This is a genomic window from Aeromonas salmonicida, assembly GCF_028355655.1.
GTDB lineage: Bacteria > Pseudomonadota > Gammaproteobacteria > Enterobacterales > Aeromonadaceae > Aeromonas > Aeromonas salmonicida.
In genome coordinates this window covers 3,973,063-3,986,081 of the sequence record NZ_CP110645.1, presented here as the reverse complement: position 1 = coordinate 3,986,081, position 13,019 = coordinate 3,973,063, and the positions used below count along the sequence as shown (strand labels likewise).

General features: G+C 57.0%; 11 protein-coding genes and 1 tRNA gene. 6 read left to right on the top strand and 6 right to left on the bottom strand.

Annotated elements, in window-relative coordinates:
• The gene (gene rpoS / locus ONZ54_RS18445; protein ID WP_017411567.1) at positions 1-984 is read left to right on the top strand and encodes an RNA polymerase sigma factor RpoS; all 984 of its coding nucleotides are present in this window, start codon (positions 1-3) and stop codon (positions 982-984) included.
• 85 nt (positions 985-1,069) lie between these two features.
• Here rpoS and tsaD read toward each other — a convergent pair whose 3' ends face one another.
• Positions 1,070-2,083 (bottom strand): tRNA (adenosine(37)-N6)-threonylcarbamoyltransferase complex transferase subunit TsaD, encoded by a 1,014-nt coding sequence (gene tsaD / locus ONZ54_RS18440; protein WP_108572294.1) that lies wholly within the window; start codon positions 2,081-2,083, stop codon positions 1,070-1,072.
• Between the two features lie 179 nt (positions 2,084-2,262).
• Here tsaD and rpsU point away from each other — a divergent pair, with 179 nt between their 5' ends.
• From rpsU to ONZ54_RS18415, 5 genes are all read left to right on the top strand, one after another.
• Positions 2,263-2,478 carry a 30S ribosomal protein S21 gene (rpsU, locus tag ONZ54_RS18435; protein WP_005309452.1) on the top strand — a complete coding sequence of 72 codons (216 nt, stop codon included), beginning with the start codon at positions 2,263-2,265 and terminating at the stop codon, positions 2,476-2,478.
• Between the two features lie 15 nt (positions 2,479-2,493).
• Positions 2,494-2,937 (top strand): GatB/YqeY domain-containing protein, encoded by a 444-nt coding sequence (locus ONZ54_RS18430; RefSeq protein ID WP_021139213.1) that lies wholly within the window; start codon positions 2,494-2,496, stop codon positions 2,935-2,937.
• 88 nt (positions 2,938-3,025) lie between these two features.
• Positions 3,026-4,813, top strand: a complete 1,788-nt coding sequence (gene dnaG / locus ONZ54_RS18425; protein ID WP_021139214.1) for a DNA primase — start codon at positions 3,026-3,028, stop codon at positions 4,811-4,813.
• Positions 4,814-5,026: 213 nt separating this feature from the next.
• Entirely contained in the window at positions 5,027-6,892 is a 1,866-nt protein-coding gene (gene rpoD, locus ONZ54_RS18420; RefSeq protein WP_081045675.1) for an RNA polymerase sigma factor RpoD, read from the top strand.
• A 193-nt stretch (positions 6,893-7,085) separates the two neighbouring features.
• A tRNA-Ile gene (locus ONZ54_RS18415) sits at positions 7,086-7,162 on the top strand.
• A 48-nt stretch (positions 7,163-7,210) separates the two neighbouring features.
• On the opposite strand, the gene ONZ54_RS18410 is transcribed toward ONZ54_RS18415, so the two are convergent.
• The 5 genes from ONZ54_RS18410 to purD all read right to left on the bottom strand — a co-directional run bounded on the left by ONZ54_RS18410 (position 7,211) and on the right by purD (position 12,977).
• Entirely contained in the window at positions 7,211-7,681 is a 471-nt protein-coding gene (locus ONZ54_RS18410) for a tetratricopeptide repeat protein (protein ID WP_271786862.1), read from the bottom strand.
• Positions 7,682-7,871: 190 nt separating this feature from the next.
• Entirely contained in the window at positions 7,872-10,136 is a 2,265-nt protein-coding gene (locus tag ONZ54_RS18405; protein WP_271786861.1) for an alpha amylase C-terminal domain-containing protein, read from the bottom strand.
• A gap of 345 nt (positions 10,137-10,481) precedes the next feature.
• Positions 10,482-11,033: a cytochrome b/b6 domain-containing protein gene (locus ONZ54_RS18400; protein ID WP_271786860.1), complete on the bottom strand. Its 552-nt coding sequence runs from the start codon at positions 11,031-11,033 to the stop codon at positions 10,482-10,484.
• Positions 11,014-11,388, bottom strand: coding sequence for a cytochrome b562 (locus ONZ54_RS18395; RefSeq protein ID WP_005318930.1), 375 nt, complete (start codon positions 11,386-11,388; stop codon positions 11,014-11,016). Before ONZ54_RS18395 ends, ONZ54_RS18400 begins: the two co-directional genes overlap by 20 nt.
• Before the next feature lie 299 nt (positions 11,389-11,687).
• A complete protein-coding gene (gene purD, locus ONZ54_RS18390; protein ID WP_155603097.1) occupies positions 11,688-12,977 on the bottom strand; it encodes a phosphoribosylamine--glycine ligase in 1,290 nt (429 codons plus the stop codon).
• Positions 12,978-13,019 lie beyond the last annotated feature (42 nt).

Sequence of the window (13,019 nt, the reverse complement as noted above, 5' to 3'; positions counted from 1 at the left end):
ATGAGCCAAGAACAACTGGTTATGCAGGATGCCGAGTTAGAGTTCGACGAAGAGCTGGAGACCCGTGAGGAAGAAGAGGTTCAAGAAGTAGCCGCTGAAGTTGAAGAGACTATTTCCGATGAACTGATGGCTCCGGAAGTCAACAAGGTGATGGACGCTACCCAGCTCTATTTGGGGGAGATTGGCTTCTCCCCCTTGCTCACCGCCGAAGAAGAAGTCTATTACGCTCGTCGTGCGTTGCGAGGCGACAAAGCCGCTCGCAAGCGCATGATTGAGTCCAACCTGCGATTGGTGGTCAAGATCGCCCGTCGCTACAACAACCGCGGCCTGGTGCTGCTGGATCTCATCGAAGAGGGCAACCTTGGCCTCATCCGCGCGGTAGAGAAGTTCGACCCGGAACGCGGCTTTCGTTTTTCCACCTATGCCACCTGGTGGATCCGCCAGACCATAGAGCGGGCCATCATGAACCAGACCCGCACCATCCGTCTGCCTATTCATGTGGTCAAAGAGCTGAACGTTTATCTGCGTACTGCTCGTGAACTCTCCCATCGTCTCGATCATGAACCGACAGCAGAGGACATCGCCTTTGCACTGGATCGCTCGGTAGACGACGTAAATCGTATGCTCAAGCTCAACGAGAAGATCACCTCGGTGGATACCCCCATCGGTGGCGATCGTGACAAGGCGCTTCTGGATGTGCTCTCTGACGAACGTGGCATGGGGCCCGAGCTGGAGTCGCAGGATGACGACATGCGTGCCAGCATAGTGCACTGGCTGGAAGAGCTTAATCCCAAGCAGCGCGAAGTACTGGCACGTCGTTTCGGTCTGCTCGGTTATGAACCGGCCACGCTGGAAGATGTAGGATCCGAGATAGGCTTGACCCGGGAGCGGGTACGCCAGATCCAGGTGGAAGGACTACGTCGCCTGCGGGAGATCCTGCTGGGGCAGGGGCTCTCCATCGAGGCACTGTTTCGTACCAATTAGTTAGTACCAAGGCAGTCTGATACTGCTGATAGAAATGAAGAAGGGGCCATGGGCCCCTTCTTCTATTGCAACTGGATCCGCAGGATCACACCGGATCCAGAGTGTCTAGTGGCCAGCGTGGCACTGCTTTGACCGCCAGCGGCTCGAACACACCTGCCTTCAGGCGCTGCATGCCAGCATAGGCGATCATGGCGCCGTTGTCGGTGCAATACTCGGTACGCGGATAGAACACCTCACCCTTGAGGCTCTCCATCAGCTCGGCCAGCTGGGCACGCAGGTGACGGTTGGCACTGACGCCACCGGCCACCACCAGCCGTTTTAGGCCAGTCTCTTTCAGCGCGCGGCGGCACTTGATGGCCAGGGTATCGACAACCGCATCTTCAAACGCACGGGCGATATCGGCACGGGTCTGCTCATCATCACCGTTGGCGGCTATGGTGTTGGCGGCAAAGGTCTTGAGACCGGAAAAGCTCATGTCGAGCCCCGGGCGGTCAGTCATGGGACGGGGGAAGTGGAAACGTCCGGTGGTGCCCTTTTCTGCCAGCCTGGAAAGCAGTGGGCCACCCGGGTAGTCCAGTCCCATCAGCTTGGCAGTTTTGTCAAAGGCTTCGCCAGCCGCATCGTCGATGGATTCACCCAACAGCTGATAGCTGCCGATGCCGTCGACCCGCACCAGCATGGAGTGACCACCGGAGACCAGCAGCGCCACGAAGGGAAACTCGGGGGCCTTCTCCTCCAGCATGGGGGCCAGCAGGTGGCCTTCCATATGATGGACGGCGATGGCCGGTTTGTTCCACGCCATGGCCAGCGAGCGGCCGATGGTGGCCCCCACCAGAATGGCGCCAACCAGACCCGGCCCTGCTGTATACGCGATGCCGTCGATGTCATCTTTACCCAGTCCCGCCTCTTGCAATGCGGCCTGGATCAAGGGGATCGTCTTGCGAACGTGATCTCGGCTGGCGAGCTCGGGGACGACGCCACCGTAGTCCGCATGCAGCTTGACCTGGCTGTACAACTGATGGGAAAGGATCCCTTTTTGATCGTCGAAGATCGCGATCCCGGTTTCGTCACAGGATGTCTCTATGCCCAATACACGCATTGCTAAAAAATTTCACTGCTAAAATGAGATGGCTATGGTAACCTTCGCGGGTTTTTTAAACCAGAGCGATCTCTGCGGGTTTACTTTCATTCCCTGTCCAGAGTATAATTTCGCACCATTTTAAGACATGCTGATCGACTGATGGTCAGCTAACAATATATCACTGAGGTGAAAGGCACATGCCAGTAATCAAAGTCCGTGAAAATGAGCCGTTTGACGTTGCTCTGCGTCGCTTCAAGCGTTCTTGCGAAAAGGCCGGTATCCTGTCTGAAGTTCGTAGCCGTGAGTTCTACGAGAAGCCGACTACCATTCGTAAGCGCGCCAAAGCGTCTGCTGTAAAGCGTCACGCCAAGAAGCTGTCTCGCGAAAACGCACGTCGTATCCGCCTGTACTAATCGGGAGATAATGCCGTGTCTCTGAAGGATCAACTCAAGGATCAACAAAAACTTGCCATGCTTGCCAGAGATAAGGCTCGCTTGGGGGCGATCCGTTTGTTGATGGCAGAAATCAAGCAACGTGAAGTTGATTCCCGTATCGAGCTCAATGATGAGGATATCCTCGCTGTCGTGACCAAAATGGTCAAACAGCGCCGCGATTCCATCAGCCAATTTGAAGCTGCCGGTCGCCAGGATCTCGCCGACAAAGAGTCCGCCGAGATCGTTGTGCTGCAGGAATTCCTGCCACAACAGCTGACCGCAGACGAAATTGCCGCACTGATTGAGCAAGCCATCACTGAAAGTGGTGCTGCCGTCATGGCTGATATGGGCAAGGTCATGGCTGTCTTGAAGCCGAAAATTCAGGGGCGTGCCGATGTCGGCGCCGTCAGTGCTCAGGTGAAAACCCGCTTGGCGTAACAGGCAACTCTCTTGTTTGGTCGAAGAAGCCGTGCTTCCCTGGGAATGCGCGGCTTTTTTATTTTCTACGCAGTGAAACAGGACGGTTATGGCAGGCAGGATCCCACAATCCTTTATCGATGATCTGCTCGTACGCACAGACATAGTCGAGCTGATCGACTCGCGAGTGCGGCTGAAAAAAGCCGGTAAGAACTACCAGGCTTGCTGCCCTTTTCATAACGAAAAAAGCCCTTCTTTTACCGTCAGCCAGGAAAAACAGTTCTATCACTGTTTCGGTTGTGGTGCCCACGGCAATGCCATCGGTTTTGTCATGGAGTACGACGGTCTCGAATTTCCCGATGCCATCGAAGAGCTCGCCAGCATGCAGGGCATGCAGGTACCTCGCGAGCAGAGCATGGGTGGCTCCGCCAGTTCCCAACCCGCCGTCAGCAAGGATCTCTATGAGCTGATGAGCCAGATCGCCCGCTTCTATGAAAGCAACCTGAAGAGTGCCCCCCAGGCGGTGGAATACTTGAAGGGGCGCGGGCTGACCGGGGAAGTGGTCAAGCGTTTCAATATTGGTTATGCCCCTGCAGATTGGGATCAGGTGAGACGCCGTTTTGGCGCCAGCCGCGATCACGAGCAGTTGCTCATCTCGGGTGGCATGTTGATCACTCGTGACAGCGGTGCCGGCAGCTATGATCGCTTCCGCGATCGCATCATGTTCCCGATCCGTGACAAGCGGGGCCGAGTCATCGGCTTCGGTGGCCGGGTGCTGGGTGATGGCACGCCCAAGTACCTGAACTCGCCGGAAACCCCGATCTTTCACAAGGGGCGGGAGCTGTTCGGTCTCTACGAAGTGAAACAGGCACACAAAGATCCGCGCCGGATCCTGGTAGTCGAAGGCTACATGGATGTGGTGGCGCTTGGTCAATACGACATCGACTATGCCGTTGCTGCCTTGGGAACCGCCACCACAACTGACCATATCCACACCCTGTTTCGCACCACGGCAGAGGTGGTTTGCTGCTACGACGGTGACAATGCCGGTCGTGAAGCGGCCTGGCGAGCGCTGGATAATGCACTGTCCCATCTGCAGGATGGACGTGAACTCAAGTTCGTGTTCCTACCCGATGGAGAAGATCCGGATTCGCTGGTGCGTCAGATTGGCAAGGAAGGTTTTGAGGCCTTGCTGGATCAAGCTCAACCCTTCGCCGACTTCATGTTCGAGCGTCTGGGGCGGGATGCGGCCCTCTCCGGTGAGGCGGGCAAGTTCGAGGTGGCCAACAAGGCAGCCGAGCTTATTCGTCGCGTGCCGGAAGGGTTTACCCGCGAAGGGTTGATCACCCGCCTTTCCAGCATGATGCGCTGGGGGGAGAATAAACAACGTATTGCCGAATTGTTCGCCCGCAATAGCCAGCCGAAGGCAGAACTCACCAAACCCAAAGCTGCCAAGTTGACACCATTGCGCCGAGCACTGGCGCTGATGGTGCAGTATCCGTCGGTCACCGCCGAACTGCCGGCTATGCCTGAGCTGGCTGGATTGCGGGTACAAGGCATCAAGTTTCTGTTGCAGCTGCATCAGCAGATCCTGGCGCAATCCGGCATTACTACCGGTATCTTGCTGGAACACTGGCGTGGTACCAAAGAAGGCGAGATCCTGGCCCAGCTGGCAATGCACGACTTGTTTGAAGAGGTAAAGCTCGACCAGGAGCCGGATATTCTGGGAGAATTGCAGGATACCTTCGTCGGCTTTATCAACCAGTTTCTGAAGCAACGAATTGAAGAATTGCAGGCCAAAGTGGCTCAGGAAGGGCTAAGCTCTGAGGAAACACAGGAGCTGATGATGTTGATTAGAGAAGTACAGACTGAGAAAAGAAATGAGAGTGGGGCTTGATAATTGAGTGATTAGTCCCAATATAAATAGCGTTGCCCGAATCGACGGGATTAAAAGCAAACACTTTATGACCGCCTGGCCCCGACAATACTGCGGGCAGGGGTTTCTCACGACCGACGCCGCAACCAGACATAGCATGTCTGGCGGTTTTCTATTAGAATTGGCTATTTGCGCAGCAGCGCACTGTACGCGCAACCTAGCATCACCAACCGGATGAGTTCTATGGAGCAAACCCCGCAGTCTCAGCTTAAACTCCTCGTTGCCAAAGGTAAAGAACAGGGCTACCTGACCTATGCCGAGGTGAACGATCACCTCCCGCAAGACATTGTTGACTCTGACCAGATCGAAGACATCATCCAGATGATCAACGACATGGGTATTCAGGTGGTTGAAAACGCCCCGGATGCCGATGACCTTATCATGGCTGAAGGTGGTACTGCCGATGAGGACGCTGCCGAAGCAGCGGCCCAGGCACTGGCATCTGTTGAATCTGAGATTGGTCGAACGACCGATCCCGTCCGCATGTACATGCGGGAAATGGGTACCGTCGAACTGCTGACCCGCGAAGGCGAAATCGACATCGCCAAGCGGATCGAAGACGGTATCAACCAGGTACAAAGCTCTGTGGCAGAGTACCCGGAAGCGATTACCTATCTGCTTGAGCAGTATGATAAATACGAAGCCGAACAGCTGCGTCTGTCCGATATCATCTCAGGTTTTATCGATCCTAACGAAGCCGATGATGTAGCACCGACTGCTACCCATATCGGTTCCGAACTCGGCGAAGACGATCTGGCCGACGAAGACGAAGACGAAGACGAAGATGAAGACGACGATGGTGACAGCTCGGATGACGAGGGTGATGGTGGTCCTGATCCGGAAGTTGCTCGCGAGAAGTTTGGTGATCTGCGTGCCCAGTATGAGGTAACTCGCCTCTCCATTCAGAAGAATGGTCGTGCTCACGAAGATACCCAGGCTGCAATTGCCCAGCTGGCCGATGTGTTCCGTCAATTCCGCCTGATGCCCAAGCAGTTCGATCGCCTGGTCAACAACATGCGCGAAATGATGGAGCGCGTCCGTGTGCAGGAACGCATCATCATGAAGCTCTGCGTTGAGCAGGCCAAAATGCCGAAGAAAACCTTCGTTGCGGCCTTCACCAACAACGAGTGTGAAACTGCCTGGTTTGAATACCAGAAACAGGCTGGCAAGGCTTGGTCTCCACGTCTGCTTGAGATGGACGAAGAAGTACTGCGTTCCATCGGCAAACTGCAGCAGATTGAAGAAGAGACGGGGCTGTCCATCGCGCAGATCAAGGACATCAACCGTCGCATGAGCATTGGTGAGGCCAAGGCCCGCCGTGCGAAGAAAGAGATGGTTGAGGCGAACTTGCGTCTGGTTATCTCTATCGCCAAGAAGTACACCAACCGCGGTCTGCAGTTCCTGGATCTGATCCAGGAGGGCAACATAGGTTTGATGAAAGCGGTAGACAAGTTTGAATACCGTCGCGGCTACAAGTTCTCGACCTATGCCACCTGGTGGATCCGTCAGGCCATTACCCGCTCCATTGCGGATCAGGCCCGTACTATCCGTATCCCGGTACACATGATCGAGACTATCAACAAGCTCAACCGTATCTCCCGTCAGATGCTGCAGGAGATGGGTCGTGAACCGAACCCGGAAGAGCTGGCCATGCGCATGGGCATGCCGGAAGACAAGATCCGCAAGGTACTGAAAATTGCCAAAGAGCCTATCTCCATGGAGACGCCCATTGGTGATGATGAAGATTCCCATCTGGGCGACTTCATCGAAGATACCACCCTGGCCCTGCCAGCGGATGCAGCCACCAGCGAAAGCCTGCGCAACGCGACCCGTGAAGTGCTGGCCGGTCTGACCGCTCGTGAAGCCAAGGTACTGCGGATGCGTTTCGGGATCGACATGAACACTGACCACACCCTTGAGGAAGTGGGCAAACAGTTCGACGTTACCCGTGAGCGTATTCGCCAGATCGAAGCCAAGGCGCTGCGCAAGCTGCGTCATCCGAGCCGCTCGGAAGTGCTGCGCAGCTTCCTGGACGAATAGCCCCTAGGTATCTGCCCGAGTTGTCGTCTCAAAAGCCCCGCCATGCGGGGCTTTGTTTTATTCGGGTTTCACGAAGAGGCCAGGGGGACAGACATATTGATAGCCGAGTGGACAAAATGTCGCCAAGTGATTGATCTGCCTATGGACTGACTAGCAGACATCCCCTATAATCCACGCCGCAAACCAACATTCTGGCCCCTTAGCTCAGTTGGTTAGAGCAGTCGACTCATAATCGATTGGTCGCCCGTTCAAGTCGGGCAGGGGCCACCAATTCCAGACAACGCTGCTCATTATGAGCGGCGTTGTCGTTTCTGGCGCTTACCATCGCCGATCCAGATCGGTGGCGTAGAGCGCCATGGCGCGTCGATAAGGGATCAGATCAGGAGCGGTTGTCGTCTCTGCCAGCACCGCCAGCAGGCTCTCCATTCCCTCCTTGTTGCGCCCCAGATTGTAGCAAACCATGGCGCGAAATACCTTGAACTCATTGGCATTCGGGAAGCAGGCCAGACCCTGCTCGAAGGCTGTCAGCGCCTCCGGATACTGTCCTGTGGTGCGATAAGAGCTGCCAAGGCCGAGCCAGGCTCCGCGCAGCGCCTCATCCATCAGCCCCAGTGCGATGGCTCGTTGATAGAGGGGGATCGCCTGTGCCTCTCGCCCCAGGTTATCGTGCAGGCCAGCCACTTCATAATGCAGCTCGGCGTTTTGCGGATGCTCTGCGAGCTGAAGCAGGCCGTGTTGACGAGCCTCTTCGATCCGTCCCTCGGCTTTCAGATTTTGTAGCTGTTCCATATGCGCTCCTGCATGGGAATGTCGACTCAGTATGCCTGCGAGTCGGCGACCGGGAAATGACAGAGGGAGCGCTATCGTGTGGGTGCAAGGGGCAGTTGAGAGGGCCCCACATGAGTAGGGCCTCCTGCCCGGATGGGAAGGAGGCCCTGCTGGTTGGTTGCAACCTGAAAGCGTCGCAACCCCTTGGGGTTTACTGGGCGTTCAGGCTGTAGGTCAGGGTCTGATCGTTGAAGCGGACCACATAGGCTCCTATAACCGGGGTAGTGATGTCGGCACCGGTCAGCTCGGTGAAGCCATCCTTGTTGGTATCCCCGTAGTTCTGGCTCCAGTCACCCTTTACATCGAACTTGAAGCGCTGGTTGGTCTGGCCATCGAAGGTGACTCGTGCTTCCCACTGATTGTCGGCGACCAGGGTCATGGCAAGAACACCCCAGCCGTTCGGGGTACCGCGAAAGTGCAGGGTCGGCAGCTCGCTGGTGTAGGCGCCACTGCCGTCGGTCACGTGCACGGTCGCGCTGACACTGGCTGTTAGCCCTTCTGTATCGGTGACAGTGACTGTCACTGTGCGGGAACCCAGGGTATCGAACTGGACAGTCTCTGTCTTGCCGCTGCCACCGGTGGACCAGCTGTAACTCGCAACACCGGCATCATCGGTGGAACCTGAGGCGTCAAACACCAGGCTATCACCCAGCTTGACGCTGGGGTTTTTGGGCGAGATGACCGCAACTGGCGCCTGGTTATTGTTCAACGCCGTGACCGTGTAGCTGAGATCGCTCTCCTTGAGGGCGATACGATACTGGCCTGCACCATTGAAGTAGATATCCCTGGTGCTGCCCTTGTCGGCAATGCCGTCCCCTTCGTTGTCACCGTAGTTCTCGGTCCAGTTGCCAAACACATCGAACTTGAAGCGCTGGGCACCGCTGGTGTCACCGGCGCCGGTGAAGTTGATGATGGCCGACCAGATGCGGTTGTCATCCACCTGCATTGCCGTGTTGCCCCAGGCATTATGGGTACCGCGCAGATTCAGGCTGCTGAATCGGTTACCCGGAATGACGCCACCGCAAGGGGCTGCCTTGGTACAGCCGGCCAGGATGGCGGCGGCCTTCATGCCGGCGAGGTTCAGGCTGGCCTTGCCGCTGCCGTCGACCTTGATGTAGGCGCCGCTGCAGTAATCATTGCCACTCAGGATGTTGCAGTACTCGCCAGCTGGCAGTCCGGTCTGGACTGAGGCCACCAGGTTGCCGCTTTCGTTGTTGATGGCGACGAAACCTTTGTCACCCCGACCGAAGGCAATCTGGTTGTTGCCGTTATCCCACCAGTTGTTGACCGGCAGATCCTTGGTCTGATTGTGGAACATGGCCATGTTCATGATCTGTGGACGGTGTTGTTCACAGTTCCACTGGGTATCGGAGCAAGGTGTGCTGCCAGGGGCGCCCTTGTCGGTTTCGTAGGTACCCATGTTCTCAAAGCGATATCCCGACATTACCTGCTTCCAGCCATAGGGCCAGGCCATCATGAAGACGTTGGCCAGCTCATAGCGGGCACCGTTCATGAAAGTGAGCATGCCGCCGCCACCGTGACCGCGCTCGCGGTCGTGGTTGACCACGAAGATGAAGGATTTGTCGGAAGGGAGCAGGCCCCAGCTTTCTCCCAGGGTCTTGAGATTCTTGATCTTGCCGTTGAAGTTGGCAGCGAGATCGGTGCCGTACTTGAACTCGGTGACTGTGTCGATATGGGTGTAGCGATTGGGCTGGATCTCGGCGGATTCACCACCTGCACCGATCACTTCCAGATAGGCTTTTGGGGAGCCGGCCTTGACGAGGATGGCCTTCACATCGGCAGGGGCCATGTGTTTGGCCGCGTCAACCCGAAAACCCGAAACTCCCCAACCGAGCAGGGTCTTCATATAAGTGGCAATCTGATCCTGCACATAGGGCGACTCGGTTTTCAGGTCCGGCATCCCGTAGAGCGCGCCATTCCAGACGTTGTTGCTGTCGCTGTAGTTGGTGATGTCACCGCTATGGTGGAAGTCGTTGTAGCCGAACTGGGGATACTGATATTGCCCCGAGTTGTAGCTGCCGCCGCCGGTGGCGGTTCCCGTGCCCGATGCCAGCTGGTTGAAGACGGCATCGGCGTATATCTTGACCCCGGCGGCGTTACAGCGGGCGATCATGCTCTTGAGCTCCGCCTCGTTGCCGCCATGGCTATTGAAATTTTTGAAGCTGACAGGTTGATAGACGGTCCACCAGACCTGGCTTCCTTGCTTGTGCTCGGCAGGCGGCGTGATCTGAACGCTTCCGAATCCCTTGGGGCCGAGGACATTCTCGCACTCGTTGGCGATGTCGTTGAACTTCCATTGGAACAGGTGAACCATGACGCCTTCGGCGGCGGCAGTGTGGCTGAATGAGCTCAGCACCGCAGCGAGCATGGCAGTTCGAAACAGTGTGTTGTGCATGACGATTTTCCCTTCGATTTTGCTGTTATTGATGTGTCACTGTCGGAATTTCGAACGGACAACGAACAATCCTCGTTCGGCTCAGTAGCATCAATGAAATCGATCTGGTTGAAAATCAAACAATTTTATTTAGTTAATAATTGTGAATGAAAATGTTTTCATGCCTGTTTGAAGGGTTATCGATGACAAGGTATGAGGCTTTCCAGCGTCGGAATCATCCGGTATCGACGCTGGCGTTAAGCAGGGGAAGGATGACTGGGTATGCAGGTGCGAGTATGCCGATGCAGCATGGCCGCATCTAAATGGTGTCGGGATACGGGCACCCGGGGAGGATGCCCGTCTGGGTCAAGAGTGCGGCTCTTGCCGGACTGTTGCGGTACGCTGGCGCATCGGCAACATGCGAGCCACCAGGTTGCTGCGCTGACGCCAGGAGGTGAACGCCAGGGCCGTCAGGTGCAGAGCAATCAGCCCCTGCAGCACCCAGGTACACCAGACGTGCCAGTCATCGGCACCCAGCTCAAACCCCGTCTCCGTGTTCTGGAACCAGCCGCTACCTGCGGTGGCCAATACGGTCAGCCAGAGCGCCCATACCGCCAGTTTGCCGCTGCCATGATGACCGGGGGCGGCCGGAGCACGTTCCCGCAGCTCCACGGCCTGCTGGCGAAAATCTTCCCGGCTCGGGATCAGGGCTCGCAACCGGGCATGGTCTTTGGCGAACGAGAGTCCCCACAGCAGGCGCAGGACAATCAGTGCCATGGCTGCGTACCCCAGCCATTCATGCCACTCCTCCCCGGCTTCGTTGAGCCAGAGATTGCCGATACAGGCACCCGCCACACCCCAATGGGTGAGGCGGACCAGACTATCCCAGTGAAAGGGATCAGCCTTTTTGCTTGGCATATTTGTGGTACTCCTTCTTCAGGTCATTGACCTTGGCCAAGTGCTCGCGCGCCTTGGCCTCGTCACCTGCCTTGAGGGCGGCCAGGCTGGCATCCAGCTCGCTCTGCACCTCGTTCATGCCTTCCAGGAACTTCTCTTTCTTGGCGGTTGGCATGTTCTTCTGCTTGGCGACGTCGAGCTGAGCCTTCATCTCGTTGATGTGCTTCTCCATGGTGGCTGCATCGTCAGCTTTGACAGCCTGCTTGTAGTTGAAGCCGATCTTCTTCATCGGCTGTTCCAGATCACCCGCCATGGCAGGCAGGGTCATCAGGCCAAACATCAGGGGCAGCAACAGGGGGCGAACAGTTTTCAACATGGAATTTCCTTATTGGACGACATTGCGGTTTCTTATGGCACTCTTTTGAGTGCGGTTAATTTAACATGATGCCATGAAGATTGGGCAATTGTATGAAGAAAGTACGACCAATTGTGACCAAGTGTGTCCATTGTGCTGATCACATGTAGCACGCCGAATGGCATCTGGTTTGTCAGACGATGGACGTTGGCGAGGGGAGGAATAGCGACATCACAATCCCGTTGCTGGTAGTCGGGCTGTGCCGGGCAGAAGAAAGGGCCCGCAGGCCCTGATGATCATGGTGGTGGCGAAGGAGGGAATTACTGCTCCTGCTCGCGCTCTATGGCACGCCAGCCGATGTCCTTGCGGTAGAAGATGCCATCCCACTTGATGCGACCAGCAAGCTGATAGGCGCGTTGCTGCGCCTCGGCAACCGTGTAGCCCAGCGCGGTGGCGCACAGCACGCGGCCACCCTGGGTCAGGCTGGTATCCCCTTCCAGTCGGGTCCCAGCATGGAACACCTTCTCACCGGCCACTTCATCCACCGGCAAGCCGCTGATGGGGTGATTGCTGCTGTAGTCGCCAGGATAACCACCCGCTGCCAGCACAACACCGATGGCGGCGCGAGGATCATAGATGGCCTCTTTCTGATCCAGCTTGCCTTCGCAGGCGGCCAGGCAGAGCTCCACCAGATCGGACTGCATCCGCAGCATGATGGGCTGGGTCTCGGGGTCGCCGAAGCGGCAATTGAACTCGATCACCTTGGGGTTGCCCTGGCCATCGATCATCAAGCCGGCGTAGAGGAAGCCGGTGTAGACATTGCCTTCGGCCGCCATGCCACGCACGGTTGGCATGATCACCTGCTCCATCACCTTCTTGTGCACCGCATCGGTGACCACGGGGGCGGGGGAGTAAGCGCCCATGCCGCCGGTATTGGGACCTGTGTCGCCATCGCCGACCCGCTTGTGATCCTGACTGGTGGCCATGGGCAGCACATGCTCGCCATCCACCATGACGATGAAGCTCGCTTCTTCCCCGTCCAGAAACTCTTCGATCACCACACGGGCACCGGCATCGCCAAATGCATTGCCGGAGAGCATGTCACGCACGGCGTCTTCCGCTTCTTGCAAGGTCATGGCGACGATCACGCCTTTACCTGCCGCCAGACCATCGGCCTTGATGACGATGGGAGCACCCTTCTCACGCAGATAGGCGAGCGCAGGATCCACCTCGGTGAAGTTCTGGTAGTCGGCGGTCGGAATGGCGTGACGGGCCAGGAAATCCTTGGTGAAGGCCTTGGAGCCTTCCAGCTGGGCGGCGGCGGCGGTTGGGCCAAAGATGGGCTGACCGGCGGCGCGGAAGGCGTCGACCACCCCCTTCACCAGCGGGGCTTCAGGCCCGACTATGGTGAGACCGACCTGTTTCTCTTTGGCAAAGGCCAGCAGCCCCTCGATGTCGGTCGCCTCGATGGCGACGTTCTCGACGCCAGGCTCCAGCTGGGTGCCCGCATTGCCCGGTGCGACGAAGACGTGGTGCACCAGTGGAGAGTGTTTGGCCTTCCAGGCCAGGGCGTGTTCACGACCGCCGTTGCCAATGATCAGTACTTTCATCGTATCGCTCGCTTCTATTTGTGGTAACCGGCTCGGCCGCAG

Coding starts and splice junctions, on each gene's coding strand:
- rpoD (WP_081045675.1), top strand. CDS start 5,027: ATGAGTTCTATGGAGCAAACCCCGCAGTCTCAGCTTAAACTCCTCGTT.
- dnaG (WP_021139214.1), top strand. CDS start 3,026: ATGGCAGGCAGGATCCCACAATCCTTTATCGATGATCTGCTCGTACGC.
- tsaD (WP_108572294.1), bottom strand. CDS start 2,083: ATGCGTGTATTGGGCATAGAGACATCCTGTGACGAAACCGGGATCGCG.
- purD (WP_155603097.1), bottom strand. CDS start 12,977: ATGAAAGTACTGATCATTGGCAACGGCGGTCGTGAACACGCCCTGGCC.
- ONZ54_RS18395 (WP_005318930.1), bottom strand. CDS start 11,388: ATGTTGAAAACTGTTCGCCCCCTGTTGCTGCCCCTGATGTTTGGCCTG.
- rpoS (WP_017411567.1), top strand. CDS start 1: ATGAGCCAAGAACAACTGGTTATGCAGGATGCCGAGTTAGAGTTCGAC.
- ONZ54_RS18410 (WP_271786862.1), bottom strand. CDS start 7,681: ATGGAACAGCTACAAAATCTGAAAGCCGAGGGACGGATCGAAGAGGCT.
- ONZ54_RS18400 (WP_271786860.1), bottom strand. CDS start 11,033: ATGCCAAGCAAAAAGGCTGATCCCTTTCACTGGGATAGTCTGGTCCGC.
- ONZ54_RS18405 (WP_271786861.1), bottom strand. CDS start 10,136: ATGCACAACACACTGTTTCGAACTGCCATGCTCGCTGCGGTGCTGAGC.
- rpsU (WP_005309452.1), top strand. CDS start 2,263: ATGCCAGTAATCAAAGTCCGTGAAAATGAGCCGTTTGACGTTGCTCTG.